The sequence below is a fragment of the Faecalibacterium langellae genome (assembly GCF_002549775.1).
Lineage (GTDB): Bacteria > Bacillota > Clostridia > Oscillospirales > Ruminococcaceae > Faecalibacterium > Faecalibacterium langellae.
On the sequence record NZ_NMTR01000021.1, the window covers coordinates 539,009 to 556,367 of the forward strand.

Sequence of the window (17,359 nt, forward strand, 5' to 3'; positions counted from 1 at the left end):
GCCGAAAAGCGCCGCCGTTATGCACACACAAAAAACAAGCGTGCACACGGGGCACTGCCCATGCGCACGCTCGTTTGGAAGGGAGCCTGGTTTTGGCTTACTGGATGCCGGTCACCTTGTAGTCCTGGTCCTCGACGGCCTTCTTCAGCACGTCGTCGGCCACTTCGGCGTTCAGGGTGACGATGGCGGTGCCGGCCTCGTGGCTCACCACGGCCTCGTCCACCTCGGGCAGGGCTTCCAGAGCCTTCTTCACGCGGGCCTCGCAGTGGCCGCACATCATGCCTTCTACGTTCAGGGTCTTCTTCATGGAATTGTCCTCCTTGGTACTCTCTTTGTTTTCAACCGCTGCGGGCTGCGTCAGGGCAGCGGGCAGGGAAGATGCATTTTTGGGCGCATGGTCGCGCTTGGTGCTGTGCAGATCAAACAGGTTCAGGCGCAGGGCGTTGCTTACCACGCAGAAGCTGGAAAGGCTCATGGCAGCAGCACCGAACATGGGGTTCAGCGTCAGGCCGAAGGGGATGAACACGCCTGCGGCCAGCGGGATGCCGATGATGTTGTAGATGAACGCCCAGAACAGGTTTTCGTGGATGTTGCGCAGGGCAGCACGGCTCAGGCGGATGGCGGCGGGCACGTCCGACAGCTTGGAGTTCATCAGCACCACGTCCGCCGCGTCGATGGCAACGTCGGTGCCTGCGCCGATGGCGATGCCGGTGTCGGCACGGGTCAGGGCCGGGGCATCGTTGATGCCGTCGCCCACCATGGCCACCTTGCCGGATGCCTGCAGCTGGCGAATGACCGCTTCCTTGCCGTCGGGCAGCACGCCTGCGATCACCTCGTCCACACCGGCCTGCCTGCCAATGGCGTCGGCAGTGCGCTGGTTGTCACCGGTGAGCATGACCACGCGGATGCCCATGGCCTGCAGCTCCCGGATGGCGCGGGGGCTGTCCTCCTTGATGGTATCGGCCACCGCGATGATGCCCAGCAGACGGCCTGCTCCGCCGAAGAACAGGGGCGTTTTGCCCTGTGCGGAAAGGGCTGCGGCCTTCTCCTGCAGCTGTGCGGGCACGGTGACTTTGGTGCCGATAAAGGACGCATTGCCGCCAAAGATCTCCACGCCGTCCAGCTTTGCGGCCAGACCGTTGCCCGGCAGGGCGGCAAAGCCGGATACCTCGGGGGCGGTGAGCTTCTGCGCGTCGGTGCAGGCCAGCACGGCCTTTGCCAGCGGGTGCTCGCTCTTGCGCTCCAGTGCGGCGGCAAGGGTGAGCAGCTCCGTCTCGGAAACGCCCTCGGCGGGCAGAATGTCAGTCACTTTTGGTTCGCCGCTGGTGATGGTGCCGGTCTTGTCCAGCGCCACGATCTGGGTGCGGCCTGCAGCTTCCAGCGAAGCGGCGGTCTTGAACAGGATGCCGTTCTTTGCACCCAGACCGTTGCCCACCATGATGGCCACCGGCGTTGCCAGACCCAGCGCACAGGGGCAGCTGATGACCAGCACGGAGATGCCGCGGGCCAGCGCATAGCCCAGCTCCCGGCCCAGCAGCAGCCACACGATGGTGGTGACCACCGCAATGGTAATGACCGCAGGCACGAAGAAACCGGACACCGTATCGGCGATTTTTGCAATGGGAGCCTTGGTGGCGGCGGCGTCGCTGACCATCCGGATGATCTGGGCAAGGGTGGTGTCCTCACCCACGCGGGTGGCCCGGCACTGCAGGAAACCGGACTGGTTGGTGGTGGCAGCGCTCACCTTGTCGCCCTCGGCCTTGTCCACGGGGATGCTCTCGCCGGTCAGGGCGCTCTCGTTCACGGCGCTGGTGCCTTCCAGCACGATGCCGTCCACGGGGATGTTCTCGCCCGGGCGCACCACAAAGATGTCCCCCTTCTGCACCTGCTCGATGGGCACGGTCACTTCGGCACCGTCCCGCAGCAGGGTGGCGGTCTTGGGGGCAAGCTTCATCAGGCTCTTGAGCGCGTCGGTGGTCTTGCCCTTGGAGCGGGCCTCCAGCATCTTGCCCACCGTGATGAGGGTCAAAATCATGGCGGCGGACTCAAAGTAGAACTCCATCATATAGTGCATGACCAGCTCACTGTTGCCGTCCACCTGCGCGCGGGTCATGGCGAACAGGGCGTAGGTGCTCCACACAAAGCTTGCCATGGAACCCATGGCCACCAGCGTGTCCATGTTGGGCGAGCCGTGGAGGAGCCCCTTGAAGCCGTTGATGAAGAACTTCTGGTTGATGACCATGACGATGCCCGCCAGCAGCAGCTGCACAAGGCCCATGGCGATGTGGTTGCCGTCGAACCAGCGGGGCAGGGGCCAGCCCCACATCATGTGGCCCATGGAGAAGTACATCAGCACCAGCAGAAAGCCCAGCGACGCAATGAGCCGCCGCTTGAGCTTGGGGGTCTCGTGGTCGGCCAGCGCGTCAAGGTCGGCGCTGGTGGAGCTGGCAGCCGCCGCGCCCGCACGCTTGGGGCTGGCACCGTAACCGGCATCCTGCACGGCCTTGATGATCTCGGCAGAGCTGGCGGTGCCCTCCACGCCCATGGAGTTGGTCAGCAGGCTCACCGAGCAGCTGGCAACGCCGGGCACCTTGCTCACGGCCTTCTCCACCCGGGCGGAGCAGGCTGCGCAGCTCATGCCGGTAACGTTGTATTGTTCCATAAAATATCACTCCTACGTTGAGTATGCACGGGAACGGGCTTCTTATTTCATGAGCTTGGGCAGCAGATTCATCAGCTCGTCCAGCTTTACCTCGCTGCCCGCACGCAGGTCGTCCGCCACGCAGGTGGAGATGTGCTGTGCCAGCAGCTCCTTGGAAAAGCTGTTCAGCGCCGAGTTCGCCGCCGCCACCTGCACAAGGATGTCCACGCAGTAGGCATCTTTTTCCAGCATGCCGCGGATGCCGCGCACCTGCCCCTCGATGCGGCTGAGCCGGTTCAGCAGGGCCTTGTGTTCCTCAGGGGTGCGGTCCTTGTGGCGGCAGCAGGAGGGGGTGACGCTTTCGGTGGGCACAGCGGATGCGTCAACGGCCGGAGCCGTGGCAGCTTCGGGCTGGGCGGGCGTGCTGCAACAGCAGCAGGGCTTTTTCTCGTTGTCCATAAAATATCTCCTTTACCCATAGGGGGTATACATCTTACAGCATGAGTATAGCACAGCAAACCCGATAAATCAAGTAGGGAATTGAAAAATACAAACAAAAAGAGGGAAGGCACTGCAAATGCCTTCCCTCTATCAAATCACTTTTACTTCTCCAGAATCCGCGGCACAAACAGGCCCAGCATCTTGCCCCACCAGTACCACTCGTGGGAGACATCGCCGCCCCAGACCTCGAGGTGGGCGGGCAGGCCCTGTGCGGCCAGCACATCGGCCAGCGCCTGCGTGTCGGCTTTGGCATCGTCCTCGTAGGCACCCTGACCGGCGCAGAGCATCAGGCTGTTCTCCTTGGCCTTGGCCAGAGCCAGCTTGTCGGCGATGCCGTTCTCGGCCAGATACTGCAGGGGAGAGCAGCGCAGCACCAGATCGTCGGCTTCACTGCCCCAGAAGCGGGCCAGATCGTAGATGCCGGAAAGGCCGATGGCACCGGCAAAGAGCTTGGGACGGCGCAGGCGGCAGTTGACGGCGTGCACAGCGCCAAGGTCGATGCCCACACACCACAGCTTGGCATCCTTTGCGGCACCGTTCAGGGCCAGCACCCGGGGAGCCAGCTCGGCGGTAAGGTAGACGAAGTACTTTTCCTCCATCTCGGCGCGGCGGCGCACCGGGATGTCGCCGTTCAGTACGGCCTCGCCGTCAATGCTGTCGGCGCAGAACAGCTGCACCTTGCCCTCGTTCAGCAGCGGGGCAATGGCATCGGGCATGCCGTTGTTCTCCCAATCATAAAAGCGGCCGCCGCGGGCAGGCAGGGCCAGCACCGGCACACCGGCGCTGCCGTATACCTTGAACTCCATCTCGCGGTTCAGCACGCTGCTCCACTCTTTGTAATAGGTACCCTGGATCATAAATCAAGCACTCCTTGTTTCTATATTCACCGGCCCAGGCGTAGTCGCTGCACGTCGGTGCCGGTCGTTAGCGATCAAAAGAAAGCTTTCTCTGGAAATATCACACGAACTGGTTGCGCTGGGCATCGTACTCGTAGCCCACGGCCCGGAGCTTTGCGCAAAGGTCGGCCTTGTCGGCATCCATGTCTTCGCACAGAGCATCGAGGTTTTTGTAAAAATCACGCAGCTTCAGGTTCACCACGCTCAGCAGCATGATGGGATCGTTGGGCAGAGCCATGTGTTTTGCCTCCTTACAGCAACAAAAAAAGCCGGCCACTCGACAAAGTGACCGGCCACATACACCAAATTAGACAGCGCGGGTAACTTTGCCAGCGCGCAGGCAACGGGAGCATGCGTAGACGTACTTGGGAGAACCCTCAACGACCGCCTTGACACGACGGACATTCGGCTTCCAGGTACGGTTGGAACGACGATGAGAGTGAGAAACCTTGATACCAAAGGCAACACCCTTGCCGCAGCATTCACATTTAGCCATGGTACTTGCACCTCCTGCAGTGAAGTAAGGAATCAAAATAATCAGCTTGACTATTGTAGCAGATTACCGGGCAAAATGCAAGCCTTTTTTCAAAAAATATTGCGATTTTTTGGAAACTCCCTCCGTCATTGCTTACGCAATGCCACCTCCCTCGGGGAGGGAGGCTTTGGCAGTACGGCAAAGTTTTTCTCTCTGCCAAGGGCTCCCTCACTGAGGGAGCTGTCGAGCGCATGCGAGACTGAAGGAGTTTACCCCCTTGTCTAAAACCTCAAAAAATAGTATTATATATGGTATACTGAAAAAAGGCAGGAATATCGAATGACCTCTCAGGGCATCTATTATCTCATCCGCGCGCTGGTGGCGCTGGTGGCCATCCCCTTCCACGAGTGCGGCCACGCGCTGGCAGCATGGCTGCTGGGCGACGACACCGCAAAGCGGCAGGGGCGGCTCTCCATGAACCCCTTTGCCCACTTTGACCTGCTGGGCACGCTGTGCATGGTGTTTGCGGGCGTGGGCTGGGCAAAGCCCGTCTCCACCGACCCCCGCAATTTCAAAAACCCCAAGTGGGGCATGGCTCTCACCGCGCTGGCTGGCCCTGCGGCAAACATGATCCTTGCCTATGTGGGCATGGTGGTGTGGAAGCTCATGTACTACTGGGCACCGGTGAACGATGCCACCATCTACATTGCCATGTTCCTGCAGTACCTTGTGCTGATGAACGTGAGCCTTGCCGTGTTCAACTTGATCCCGGTGCCGCCGCTGGACGGCAGCCGCATCCTGCTGGTGCTGCTGCCCCGGCGCATCTACTTTGGCCTGATGAAGTACGAGCGCTATATCATGATCGCCCTGCTGGCGGCAGTGTGGTTCGGCGCACTGGATACCCCCCTGTACTACCTGAACAACATTGTGTGGGAGCTGCTGGGCAAGGGCACCGGCTACATTGATAAGATCGCGTATTCCATCTACTATGCCGGCCTTGGGACGGTGGTGTGAGCGTGGCAGAAGAACTGACCTTCCATCTGGAAGATTTTGACGGCCCGCTGGAATTATTGCTGGCGCTTGTGGCCAAACATAAGATGGACCTGCACAACATCCCCATTCTGGAGCTGATCGACCAGTACACCGCCACGGTGGCGCGGGCCGACCCGGACCCGGAAGCCGCCAGCGCCTTCATCGAGATGGCCGCGCGGCTGGTGGAGATGAAAAGCTACCTGCTTTTGCCCCGCAGCGAAGAGGGCGAGCGCATGAAGCAGGAGTTCACCGGCCAGCTGATCGAGTACGACCAGTGCCGCCGCATGGCTGCGCTTTTGCGCCAAAAGGCCGAAGCTGCGCCGGTTTTTGTGCGTCCGCCCATGGAGATGGAGTTCGATAACACCTACGACCTGCACCATGCGCCGCAGGTGCTGGCGGATTACTGGGCCGTTCTTTCCGGCCGCACCAAGCTGCGCCGGGAGCCTACCCAGCAGCAGTTCGAGCCGCTGGTCACAGCGCCCATGGTGTCGGTGACGAGCCGGGTGGTGTACATTCTGCGGCACCTGATTGCCGGTACAGCGGCAAAAATGAGCCAGCTGTTCAGCCGCCAGCAGACCCGCAGCACCAACGTGGCCACCTTTCTGGCCTTGCTGGAGCTGGTGCGCGGCGGCCGTGTAAAGCTGGACGACGAGGGCCGGCTGACCATGCAGCGGGGCCGCATCCAACGTGATAAGGAGAAGGAATGAACCAGAAACAGATCCGTGCAGCCGTGGAAGCCATGCTGTTTGCCAGCGGCGACCCCATTGGTGCCGACAAGCTGGCCCAGGCGGTGCAGCTGCCGCAGCTCAGCGTGGAAGCCGCGCTGGAAGCCCTGCGGGAGCGCTACGCCCGGGAGGACAGCGGCCTGTGCCTGCTGCACCTGAACACCCGCTGGCAGCTTGCCACCAAGACCGAGTGGGCCGACTGCATCCGCCGCCTGCTGGACAGCCGCCGCGCAGTGCCCCTTGGCCCCGCCGCCATGGAGACCCTGACCGTGATCGCCTACAACCAGCCGGTGTCCCGCGCCTTCATCGAGCAGGTGCGCGGCGTGGATTCCTCGTCCAGCGTGTCGGGCCTGCTGGAAAAGGGCCTCATTGAGGAAGCCGGCCGCCTTGACCTGCCGGGCAGGCCGGTGAGCTTCCGCACCACCGACACCTTTTTGCGGGTGTTCGGCCTTTCTTCTCTGGCCGACCTGCCGCCGGTGCACGGACAGGAAACGGAAACGAACGCATCACCGACAGAAAGTGAGGGGTAACGCATGGGAGCATTCCTCGCCGCGCTGGGCGCAGTGCTGCTGTTCATCCTCCGGGTGATCGGCATTCTGCTGCTGGTGGTGCTGATCTTACTGGTGCTGTTGCTGCTGTGCCCCTTCTGCGCAGACCTGTGCTGGGAGCACGGCGTGCTCACCGTAAAGGCCGGTGCGCTGGGCATCACCTTCCCGGTGTTCCAGTACCCGAAGCCGGAGCCGCCGCCCGCACCGGAAAACCCGGAGCCGCCCAGGGGCTTTGGCAAGGTCAAGGCAAAGTTTGCCGCATGGCGGGCCGAGCGCAAGCGGAAAAAGGCAGAGGAGAAGGCCCGCAAAAAGGCCGCCGCCGCTGCCGCCAAGGCAAACAAGCCCGCCCAGCCGCGCAAAAAGGCAAAGATCACGCTGGAGATCCTCTGCACCATGCTCAAAGGTGCGGGCACTTTGACCAAAGCTGTGTTCGGTGCGCTGCGCATTACAAAAATACAGGTGCGCCTTGGTGTGCGCGGGGAGGACCCCGCCGCCGCTGCCCGCAGCTACGGCAAGCTGCAGGCGTGGCTGTACCCGGTGCTGGGCGTGCTGGACCGCTTTCTCTGGCTGCAGTTCGATGAGCTGCGCATCCTGCCGGACTTTGGCAGCGGACAGCCCACCGTGGAGGACCGGGTGTCCTGCCGGGTGAGCGCGCAGGCACTGTTCATCGTCCTTGCGGCGGTGCGGGTGCTGTACGAGTTCTGGCGCAAAAAAGTATTGGACATCTTCCTATAATGTGGTACACTATAAGGGTATCCGGATCTGCAGACAACGGGCCTTTGCCCGAATCAAACCGATAAAGGAGAGCTGTTTTATGGCTGAGCATCCCATTCAGGGCCTGATGAACGTTACTATGGAGAAGATCCACCAGATGGTGGACTCCAACACCATCATTGGCAAGCCCATCATCACCGAGGACGGCACCACCATCCTGCCGGTTTCCAAGGTGAGCTTTGGCTTTGCCTCCGGCGGCACCGACTTTGACGGCAAGAACGCCGCCAACAAGGACCTGTTCGGCGGCGGCTCCGGTGCGGGTGTGAACATCCAGCCGGTGGCCTTCCTCGTGGTAAAGGACGGCTGCGTGCGCACCATCCAGCTGTCGGACAACGCCGACACCATCAACCGTGCCCTGACCATGCTGCCGGAGCTGGTGGACAAGCTGGCCTCTATGGTCAAGAAGGACGAGAAGAAAGAAGAACCTGCTGCTCCGGCAGAGCAGTAAACCCAAGCCGTAACTGCGGGCTTCCGACCCGCAGTTTTTGATACAGGCGCACCTGTGCCTCAAAACAGGGGAGCAGTGCGCGTTTTGAGCGCCGGGAGGCGCACAAGGAGTTTTGATTATGGCAGAAGAACGTATTCAGAAGATCATGGCGGAGCAGGGTCTGTGCTCCCGCCGCGCAGCCGAGCAGATCATTGCCGAGGGCCGCGTCAAGGTCAACGGCCACCCCGTGAAGGTGGGCGACAAAATGGACCCCAACCGCGATGTGCTGCATGTGGATGACGAGCGCATCTATATCAAAAAGGACCAGCAGCTGTACTATCTGGCCCTGTATAAGCCCCGCGGCTATGTGACCACCGCCAGCGACGAGCTGGGCCGCAAGACGGTCATGGAGCTGGTGAGCGATATCCCGGCCCGCCTGTACCCGGTGGGCCGTCTGGATAAGGACAGCGAGGGACTGCTGCTGATGACCAACGACGGCGCCTTTGCGCAGGCCGTCACCCATCCGTCCGGCGGCATCTCCAAACTGTACCGCGTCACCGTGCAGCCCCGTGCCGATGAAAGCCAGATCTTGAAGCTGAGCAGCGGCGTTGTGCTGGACGACGGCACCAAGACCATGCCCTGCGCCATCAACGTCGTCACCGACGAGCCGGGCCGCACCGTTATGGAAATGACCCTGAAGGAAGGCAAGAACCGCGAGATCCGCCGCATGTGTGAGACCGTAGGCCTTGAGGTGGTGCGCCTGAAGCGCAACGCTGAGGGTGTCGTCAAGCTGGGTATGCTCAAGCCCGGCACCTACCGCGAGCTGACCAAGGCCGAGATCAACGGCCTGCGTGCCGCCGCTGCCAAGGGCCGCGCCCAGACCCGCAGCGCCGCGCTGCAGTCCAAGGCCGCCGAGCGCCGCCCCCGCGGCCCGGTGGGCAAGGGCACCCAGAAGAAGCGCTGATCGCAGACGAAAGCCCGCTGCCGGACACAGCAGAGAACAGAAAAACAAAATTCATACGCCCGGCAGTTCAATATGCCGCCGCCAAAAAAACCACGGTGCAGAGATGCACCGTGGTTTTTTCTTGCCCGTGAAGGCCTTTCCGCCCGCCCCGAATGGGCCCGGAACAGGCGGTGGACGATGCCATGCAACGTATCTGTGCGGGGAGCGTTTCAACTCACGCCCTCCGCGAGGAGAGCGACGCAGCCTTGATGGCCTGACCGTCACTGGCGTCTGATTTCAATCCACGCCCTCCGCGAGGAGGGCGACCAAACGTGCTCGGCACGATCGTCGGCTGGGTATCATTTCAATCCACGCCCTCCGCGAGGAGGGCGACGGCCGGCATCAAGGCCATCGGCCATCGCACCATTATTTCAATCCACGCCCTCCGCGAGGAGAGCGACTTGTGGCAAGCTACCACATCCTGCCTGCGCTGGTATTTCAATCCACGCCCTCCGCGAGGAGAGCGACGTGGGAATAGCGATATTACTGCCGAAACTCACCTTATTTCAATCCACGCCCTCCGCGAGGAGAGCGACAATTCTCATTTTGTTTTTCTCCTTCTGTTGGCGTTATTTCAATCCACGCCCTCCGCGAGGAGGGCGACAGCTGGTCCGACAGGCAGATGCGCTGTCCGAAAAGATTTCAATCCACGCCCTCCGCGAGGAGGGCGACGCTTTGCAAGCTGGGCGGCTTCCTCCGGGGTATAATTTCAATCCACGCCCTCCGCGAGGAGAGCGACGGTGCGTTGCAAAAACCTCATACTCGGACAGCAGATTTCAATCCACGCCCTCCGCGAGGAGGGCGACGATAAAGCTCAAAGATAGTTTCATGTCATCGGATATTTCAATCCACGCCCTCCGCGAGGAGGGCGACTTGTCTGCCACGTTTTTGATTGTCCGTTCAGACTATTTCAATCCACGCCCTCCGCGAGGAGGGCGACATCTCCGGTATGTGACGCTTTACGGCGGAAAGTGATTTCAATCCACGCCCTCCGCGAGGAGGGCGACGAGACCGATTATGCAGCACAAAAAAAGTTGCAAAATTTCAATCCACGCCCTCCGCGAGGAGGGCGACAGCTTTCACTGTGGCTTTTTCCATAGCTCCAGTTAATTTCAATCCACGCCCTCCGCGAGGAGGGCGACGACGACGGGGGCCCACCATGCTTCAAACTCGGAAAATTTCAATCCACGCCCTCCGCGAGGAGGGCGACCCGCACGGTTGAGCGGACTTTGGCCGCGCTGGAAATTTCAATCCACGCCCTCCGCGAGGAGGGCGACAGGGCCGCATCCAGACCCGCCAGTATCAGGACAAATTTCAATCCACGCCCTCCGCGAGGAGGGCGACCCTGCTTCCACGCCGCCTCCGGTAAAGATTTTTTCATTTCAATCCACGCCCTCCGCGAGGAGGGCGACGAAAAAATGTTCTTTACTCGAGCAAATCACAACGAATTTCAATCCACGCCCTCCGCGAGGAGGGCGACGGCTGGGCCTGCGCCGCCAGCGGATCGGAGTGATCATTTCAATCCACGCCCTCCGCGAGGAGGGCGACTTACTCCATCATTGCCGACTGCCTGCGGCTTATCTGGATTTCAATCCACGCCCTCCGCGAGGAGGGCGACCTGCAGCATGGTCTGCACGTCCAGAATGCCGCTCAATTTCAATCCACGCCCTCCGCGAGGAGGGCGACCTGCAGCATGGTCTGCACGTCCAGAATGCCGCTCAATTTCAATCCACGCCCTCCGCGAGGAGGGCGACTTGCTGACCGCTGTAGCATGTCATGGCCCACTGAACATTTCAATCCACGCCCTCCGCGAGGAGGGCGACGGCCAGCACGAGCGCAAACTCGTCCGAAAAGCTGATATTTCAATCCACGCCCTCCGCGAGGAGGGCGACCGGCCCGCATCACGGCAGTCACCCTGCAATCTCAATTTCAATCCACGCCCTCCGCGAGGAGGGCGACCGCCTATAACGATAACTCTGCCAACAACACGCTGCTATTTCAATCCACGCCCTCCGCGAGGAGGGCGACTTACTCCATCATTGCCGACTGCCTGCGGCTTATCTGGATTTCAATCCACACCCTCCGTGGGGAGGGCGACCTCGAAGCTGGGAGGGGCGGCTCTTGCTGTAATAATTTCAATCCACGCCCTCCACGGGGAGGGCGACCCAGGATATACCGCTGGTGCCGCTGATAGATGATGATTTCAATCCACGCCCTCCGCGAGGAGGGCGACCGCGTTCCGGGTAAAGCGCGGTCGGCGCTTCAGGATTTCAATCCACGCCCTCCGCGAGGAGGGCGACAACCTCTTATCAGGTTTTATGTGCCAGACGATCGTATTTCAATCCACGCCCTCCGCGAGGAGGGCGACACCCGCGTGTATTTCATCGCACAGCGGCCAGCAAATTTCAATCCACGCCCTCCGCGAGGAGGGCGACCAACCACATCTTTTTCTTTCCACATTCTTTCCAATTTCAATCCACGCCCTCCGCGAGGAGGGCGACTACTCCAGTAACCGCAATAGCTGCTGTCCATCGAAATTTCAATCCACGCCCTCCGCGAGGAGGGCGACAGGCGGGGTTGCGGCGGTCTTCCGCTCCTTTGCATATTTCAATCCACGCCCTCCGCGAGGAGGGCGACGCTGGATGGAGATATGCTGTGTTCCATCTGATCAACATTTCAATCCACGCCCTCCGCGAGGAGGGCGACCAGTGGAAAAAGGACAATCTGCCCACCCGGCAGGAATTTCAATCCACGCCCTCCGCGAGGAGGGCGACCGCAGGCGGCGGAAACTCATCAAACTGGAGCTATGATTTCAATCCACGCCCTCCGCGAGGAGGGCGACCAACGGACAAAACAGGAGGCTATGGACAGCAGAATTTCAATCCACGCCCTCCGCGAGGAGGGCGACAAGGCTTGACGGACACATAAACGCCAGCTAAAATAATTTCAATCCACGCCCTCCGCGAGGAGGGCGACACACCCGCGCGGCAAAGAGCCGGTGGGTAAGCTATTTCAATCCACGCCCTCCGCGAGGAGGGCGACGTCCAGCACCGGCACGACCACGCCGGACAGCACAATTTCAATCCACGCCCTCCGCGAGGAGGGCGACGGGCAGCGTTGGAAATGTCCAGTTCAGCTGCGAAATTTCAATCCACGCCCTCCGCGAGGAGGGCGACCGCTGTCCGTTTTCCATCCGGTGATGGGGATAGTATTTCAATCCACGCCCTCCGCGAGGAGGGCGACGATGCAGAAGCTTCCTTACCCCCGATCGAACTACTATTTCAATCCACGCCCTCCGCGAGGAGGGCGACCATTCAGCGTAGCCTTTTCAATCTTCTTCATGCTTATTTCAATCCACGCCCTCCGCGAGGAGGGCGACCCGACGTGGTGGTTCCCGCTCTGACCGACGAGCAATTTCAATCCACGCCCTCCGCGAGGAGGGCGACCCGATTCCGCTAAGAATTCCAGAGCCACCAGAGGAATTTCAATCCACGCCCTCCGCGAGGAGGGCGACCCTGCGGCAGGCAGTGGCAGTGCAGCACTACTACATTTCAATCCACGCCCTCCGCGAGGAGGGCGACCGACAGAGACGCAGAGATTCAGAGCTATCTCGAAATTTCAATCCACGCCCTCCGCGAGGAGGGCGACTATTTTTTTCGTTACATAGCCTGCCGTGTAGCTATTTCAATCCACGCCCTCCGCGAGGAGGGCGACATCCCGGCTCAGAGGCCTTTCTAAGACGTTTTAAATTTCAATCCACGCCCTCCGCGAGGAGGGCGACAGTACTGCTTGCTCTCCCAGATTTGCGAAGACAGATTTCAATCCACGCCCTCCGCGAGGAGGGCGACCTGGTACCACTGGAAGCAGTTCATGGGTGAGGTGATTTCAATCCACGCCCTCCGCGAGGAGGGCGACATGGCTGCAGCAGGCATACAACTACCAAAGCGGAATTTCAATCCACGCCCTCCGCGAGGAGAGCGACGGGGCGCACAGCTCCGGGAGGCCGGTATCACATGGATTTCAATCCACGCCCTCCGCGAGGAGAGCGACCATGGACGATAAAGGAGGACACCACCCATGAGTATTTCAATCCACGCCCTCCGCGAGGAGAGCGACAAAGATGGCAAAAGTAGACGGCGCTCACATCAAGATTTCAATCCACGCCCTCCGCGAGGAGAGCGACTCTACCGCAAGGACCGCACCCGCGCCAGCTACGAGATTTCAATCCACGCCCTCCGCGAGGAGAGCGACTATTTTGCTTTTGGAGCACGTTCACACGATGGAAATTTCAATCCACGCCCTCCGCGAGGAGAGCGACTGCAGTCCAGCCGGGAAAAGCTTCGCCGTGCAGAGATTTCAATCCACGCCCTCCGCGAGGAGAGCGACCAGCATTTCCTTCTTGGCCTTCTCGCTCCATGCATATTTCAATCCACGCCCTCCGCGAGGAGAGCGACCCGTGAGATATGGTGTGCCGTATCGTGGCAGTAAATTTCAATCCACGCCCTCCGCGAGGAGAGCGACCGGTGCGCCCACGCTGAAGCCGTCCTTCGAAAGGAATTTCAATCCACGCCCTCCGCGAGGAGAGCGACAGGGATGGTTTGGCAATTGGCAGCTGTGGTATGCATTTCAATCCACGCCCTCCGCGAGGAGAGCGACTGACAGGTACTGGGAGATGGTCGGCAAGTTCAAAATTTCAATCCACGCCCTCCGCGAGGAGAGCGACTGCCCGTGTGAACGTGAGGTGCGTGTACTACATATTTCAATCCACGCCCTCCGCGAGGAGAGCGACGCGGGAAATGCACATTCGGCGGGGATTATTGCGATTTCAATCCACGCCCTCCGCGAGGAGAGCGACGAAAAAGCTGGGCCGCGCTATCGTGCGCCAGTTTATTTCAATCCACGCCCTCCGCGAGGAGAGCGACACACCAACCGCACAAAGGTGGTCGGCACTGGCCTATTTCAATCCACGCCCTCCGCGAGGAGAGCGACTCGCTGAGAAAAAGCTGACTGGTGAGTATATCTATATTTCAATCCACGCCCTCCGCGAGGAGAGCGACGTTGCAATTCCCGACCGTGTAGGCATTCTGGACAGATTTCAATCCACGCCCTCCGCGAGGAGAGCGACCTGAACCAATCGACCACTGCACTCACGCCGCTGGTATTTCAATCCACGCCCTCCGCGAGGAGAGCGACATGCGGATTTTTGCGGCAATTTTCTTGTGCTGCTATTTCAATCCACGCCCTCCGCGAGGAGAGCGACAGCAAAAGCAGCGAAAAAATCCAATGCTTTTGTTCCATTATACACGCTTGTGCACAATTTGAAAAGGAACTTTACAAAGGTTCCGGCAAAATGCAAAACAAATCGTGCTAAGGTGTCTGTTTTTGCAGTGCGAAGCGCCCGGGGAAACCATGGGAGCTTGTGCCTCGCACGGCGGGGGATGCTAGAACATCAACACGTCATCCTGCGCAAAATCGGGGTGCAGGCCGACATGCTCCACCTTGCTCTGGTAGTTGTTGCCCAGCTGATAGAACCGCAGGCTGTCCAGTGCAGGGTCGATCAGCGCGGTCAGCTCGGCCTTCAAAACGGCGTACTGCGAAGCGTTCAGCAGGCACTCGAACACCGAGTTCTGCACCCGCTGGCCGTGGTTGACGCATTTCTTCGCCACCTTGCGCAGGCGCTTGCGGCCTGCAGGCGTTTCGGTGTTGACGTCGTAGGTGATGAGAACCAGCATGAACAGCACCTCACTTCCAGAAAAACGGCGGATATACGTCCAGATCGCCCCGCAAAGTCCGTGCCAGCAGCAGCGCCTGCACATAGGGCACAAGACCCCAGCTGAGCTTTTCTTTCAGGAAAGGGTGAGTGATGACCTCCCGCTTTTTCAGCTGCCAGGCGTGCAGGAAGGCGCGGCGGCCGTCCTCGGTCAGCAGAACGGCACCGTTTTCCTGCTTTTCAAACTGTTTCGCGTTTACGACCTTCTGGTTGATGCAGGAGAGCACGAACCGGTCCGCGTAGACGGCACGCAGTTCCTCCATCAGGTCCAGCGCCAGGCTGCGCCGTCCGGGGCGGGCGCGGTGCAGGAAGCCCACATAAGGGTCCAGTCCGACCCCTTCCAGCGCGGCGGCACAATCGTTGGCCAGCAGGGAATACGCAAATGACAACAGCGCGTTCACGTTGTCCCGCGGCGGTCGGCGGCTGCGGGAGGTGAAAGCAAAATCTTCTTTCTGCTGCAGGATCAGCGCATGGAACCGGTCGAAATACCGCTGCGCTGCTTCGCCTTCCAGACCGCGCAATTGCTCTAAATCTTCGCAGGTCTCCAAAAGCGGCAGTGCGGCGGCCAGCTGTGCGCTGGTCTGCTTGAGCTGCTCCACCGGCACCCGCTGGGGGTGGTCGCGGGTGGCACGCTCCAGCACCCAGCGGGCATTGTAAACCTTGCCCAGGATGAAATTGCGGGCGTAGGTGCAGCTGCGGGCCTCGCTGGCAGAAACTTCATACTGCGTCTGCCGCAGCAGAACATTGCCGCGTTCCTCGCCCACCGTGCGGGCCAGAAAGCGCCCCTGCGGTGAGAAAAAGCACAGGTCGATGCCCAGACGGCCGCACTTGCCCATCAGGGCGGGGGAGGCACCGGCGTAGCTGAAGCAGAGGATGCTTTCCAGCGTGTGCAGCGCCACTCGGCCGACTTCGGCCTTGTCGCAGCTGACGACCACATTTTCGCCGTCCAGCGAGAGGTAGGCGCTTTCGTTCAGCACGAACAGGGTGTTCAGGAATTGCCGCATGATGTCACCTCCGTGGCCGCTTCGTCCAGATGGCTGCGCAGATAGGCCTTTGCGTCCGCGTTCCGGCAGAGCACGGGCAGGCAGAGCTCCTTCAGCGAGCAGGCGCTGCAGTGCTTGCCGGGCTTCACTTTGGGGGTGTAGCCGCGGGCGAAATACTGGTTCATTTCGTCGGCCATGCGCTGGGTGGCGGCGCGCAGTTCTTCCGTGAACGGCACCACCTCCCGGCGCCTGGTCTCGCAGTAATACAGCGCACCTTCCGGGATGCGGCACACCAGCATTTCCTCCAGCGCCATGGCCTGGGCGCAGAGCTGCAGCCGGTCGGCGTCGGTCTCCTTGGCGTGCCCGTGTTTATACTCCACCGGATATGGCTGCCAGAAGCCGGGGGCACTCTGCAAGGAAATGCCCGCCTCGCTGGCCCGAAATTCCACCACGTCGCAGTTGCCGGACATCCGCAGCCGATGGCTGACCACCCGCATTCCACGGGTGATGAGCAGATCTTTGCGGCGCTCGGTCTGGGTGTCGTCGTGGCAGCGGGCGTGGTCCAGCTGCCCTTCGGTGGTGCGCAGATTTTCCGCCCACTGCTGCTCCAGGTGGATCAATGCCCACTGACGGCGGCAGAAGGCAAAGTGCTGGATGCCGGACATCAGCAGGTAGTCGTCCGGCGCGTCCATCAGTTGAACCTCTTGCAGGTCACGCCGTCCGGCAGGGTGTCCGCAACGGTGACGGTGTAATCCTGATAGCTGCGGGGCGCGATGACATCCTCCTTCCGCTGGACTTTAACAGCATCAAACAGCTTGTAGGAGGGGGCGTTGCCCAGTTCGGAATCGTGTTTGAACACGATCAGTTCCCGCACGGCCATCTTGCCGCGGGCGGCGCTGTGGTCATTCTCGAACATGTTCAGGATGGCCTGCCACAGCAGCTGCAGGTCGTCTTCCGAGAAGCCGGTGGTCTTGCGGGCCAGATTAGCCGAAACATAGCCTTCGGCGCGGTACAGGCCGTACGGCACGATGTGCTTGCGGCCCATCTCGGTGCCCTTCTTTTCGGCGTCGGCTTCGGTGGTGATGGCCACGCGGGTGATGGTGACTTCCTGCGGCAGGATGGGGTCTACCGAGCGGGCAAAACTCAGCTGCACCGGGCCGCGCACCTGACCGCAGTTCAGTGCACCCTTTACAAAGGTGGTCATCACGGCACCAAAGGTGCGGATATCATAGAAATTCGCGCACATATAGTCGCGCAGTTTGCGGTCGATGTCCGGGTCGGATCGCTTGGCCTTTTTCAGGTCTTCGTCCGGGGCAAGGCCGCAGGCGGTCAGGGCTGCAGCGTCGCTGCGGTTCAGGGGCACGCCGTCCTTGATGTAGATGCGGTAGCCGTCTTCATCCTCTTTCAATGTTTCTACATAGTTGCGGATCTTGCGCTTGAGGCAGACGTCCGTCACCAGGCCGTAACCGGTCTCCGGGTCGATGCGGGGCATGTTGCCGGCATCCGGGTCGCCGTTGGGGTTGCCGTTTTCCACGTCGAACAGAATGACAAAATCGTAGCGGTTCTTGATGGGCTCAGACATGG

At 60.7% G+C, this 17,359-nt stretch carries 15 protein-coding genes and 1 CRISPR repeat array; of the genes, 6 read left to right on the forward strand and 9 right to left on the reverse strand.

What is annotated here, in order from left to right; translation table 11 throughout:
- Positions 1-97 precede the first annotated feature (97 nt).
- The 5 genes from CGS49_RS11030 to rpmB all read right to left on the reverse strand — a co-directional run bounded on the left by CGS49_RS11030 (position 98) and on the right by rpmB (position 4,534).
- A complete protein-coding gene (locus tag CGS49_RS11030) occupies positions 98-2,662 on the reverse strand; it encodes a heavy metal translocating P-type ATPase (protein ID WP_097801856.1) in 2,565 nt (854 codons plus the stop codon).
- A gap of 42 nt (positions 2,663-2,704) precedes the next feature.
- A complete protein-coding gene (locus CGS49_RS11035; protein WP_097801857.1) occupies positions 2,705-3,100 on the reverse strand; it encodes a metal-sensing transcriptional repressor in 396 nt (131 codons plus the stop codon).
- A 143-nt stretch (positions 3,101-3,243) separates the two neighbouring features.
- The gene (locus CGS49_RS11040; protein ID WP_097801858.1) at positions 3,244-3,999 is read right to left on the reverse strand and encodes an esterase family protein; all 756 of its coding nucleotides are present in this window, start codon (positions 3,997-3,999) and stop codon (positions 3,244-3,246) included.
- A 100-nt stretch (positions 4,000-4,099) separates the two neighbouring features.
- A complete protein-coding gene (locus CGS49_RS11045) occupies positions 4,100-4,276 on the reverse strand; it encodes a DUF4250 domain-containing protein (protein ID WP_097801859.1) in 177 nt (58 codons plus the stop codon).
- Positions 4,277-4,345: 69 nt separating this feature from the next.
- Positions 4,346-4,534 (reverse strand): 50S ribosomal protein L28, encoded by a 189-nt coding sequence (gene rpmB / locus CGS49_RS11050; protein ID WP_082210844.1) that lies wholly within the window; start codon positions 4,532-4,534, stop codon positions 4,346-4,348.
- A 318-nt stretch (positions 4,535-4,852) separates the two neighbouring features.
- On the opposite strand from rpmB, the gene CGS49_RS11055 reads away from it, so the two are divergent.
- The 6 genes from CGS49_RS11055 (at position 4,853) to CGS49_RS11080 (ending at position 8,983) form a co-directional block, all read left to right on the forward strand.
- Entirely contained in the window at positions 4,853-5,527 is a 675-nt protein-coding gene (locus CGS49_RS11055) for a site-2 protease family protein (protein ID WP_097777910.1), read from the forward strand.
- A 2-nt stretch (positions 5,528-5,529) separates the two neighbouring features.
- Complete coding sequence (locus tag CGS49_RS11060; RefSeq protein ID WP_097801860.1) at positions 5,530-6,252, forward strand: segregation and condensation protein A; 723 nt, start codon at positions 5,530-5,532, stop codon at positions 6,250-6,252.
- Positions 6,249-6,800 (forward strand): SMC-Scp complex subunit ScpB, encoded by a 552-nt coding sequence (scpB, locus tag CGS49_RS11065; RefSeq protein WP_005941268.1) that lies wholly within the window; start codon positions 6,249-6,251, stop codon positions 6,798-6,800. Before CGS49_RS11060 ends, scpB begins: the two co-directional genes overlap by 4 nt.
- A 3-nt stretch (positions 6,801-6,803) precedes the next feature.
- Complete coding sequence (locus CGS49_RS11070) at positions 6,804-7,553, forward strand: hypothetical protein (protein WP_097801861.1); 750 nt, start codon at positions 6,804-6,806, stop codon at positions 7,551-7,553.
- Positions 7,554-7,632: 79 nt separating this feature from the next.
- A complete protein-coding gene (gene ytfJ / locus CGS49_RS11075) occupies positions 7,633-8,040 on the forward strand; it encodes a GerW family sporulation protein (RefSeq protein WP_097801862.1) in 408 nt (135 codons plus the stop codon).
- Positions 8,041-8,158: 118 nt separating this feature from the next.
- Entirely contained in the window at positions 8,159-8,983 is an 825-nt protein-coding gene (locus tag CGS49_RS11080) for a pseudouridine synthase (protein ID WP_097801863.1), read from the forward strand.
- Between the two features lie 206 nt (positions 8,984-9,189).
- Positions 9,190-14,282: a CRISPR direct-repeat array (repeat unit 33 nt; unit sequence ATTTCAATCCACGCCCTCCGCGAGGAGGGCGAC).
- A 181-nt stretch (positions 14,283-14,463) separates the two neighbouring features.
- On the opposite strand, the gene cas2 is transcribed toward CGS49_RS11080, so the two are convergent.
- The 4 genes from cas2 to cas7c are packed head-to-tail and all read right to left on the reverse strand — an operon-like array spanning position 14,464 to position 17,357.
- Positions 14,464-14,754: a CRISPR-associated endonuclease Cas2 gene (gene cas2 / locus CGS49_RS11085; protein ID WP_097802261.1), complete on the reverse strand. Its 291-nt coding sequence runs from the start codon at positions 14,752-14,754 to the stop codon at positions 14,464-14,466.
- Positions 14,755-14,764: 10 nt separating this feature from the next.
- Positions 14,765-15,796, reverse strand: coding sequence for a type I-C CRISPR-associated endonuclease Cas1c (cas1c, locus tag CGS49_RS11090; RefSeq protein ID WP_097801864.1), 1,032 nt, complete (start codon positions 15,794-15,796; stop codon positions 14,765-14,767).
- Complete coding sequence (cas4, locus tag CGS49_RS11095) at positions 15,781-16,467, reverse strand: CRISPR-associated protein Cas4 (RefSeq protein WP_097801865.1); 687 nt, start codon at positions 16,465-16,467, stop codon at positions 15,781-15,783. Before cas4 ends, cas1c begins: the two co-directional genes overlap by 16 nt.
- A complete protein-coding gene (gene cas7c, locus CGS49_RS11100; protein WP_097801866.1) occupies positions 16,467-17,357 on the reverse strand; it encodes a type I-C CRISPR-associated protein Cas7/Csd2 in 891 nt (296 codons plus the stop codon). Before cas7c ends, cas4 begins: the two co-directional genes overlap by 1 nt.
- Between the last annotated feature and the right edge of the window lie 2 nt (positions 17,358-17,359).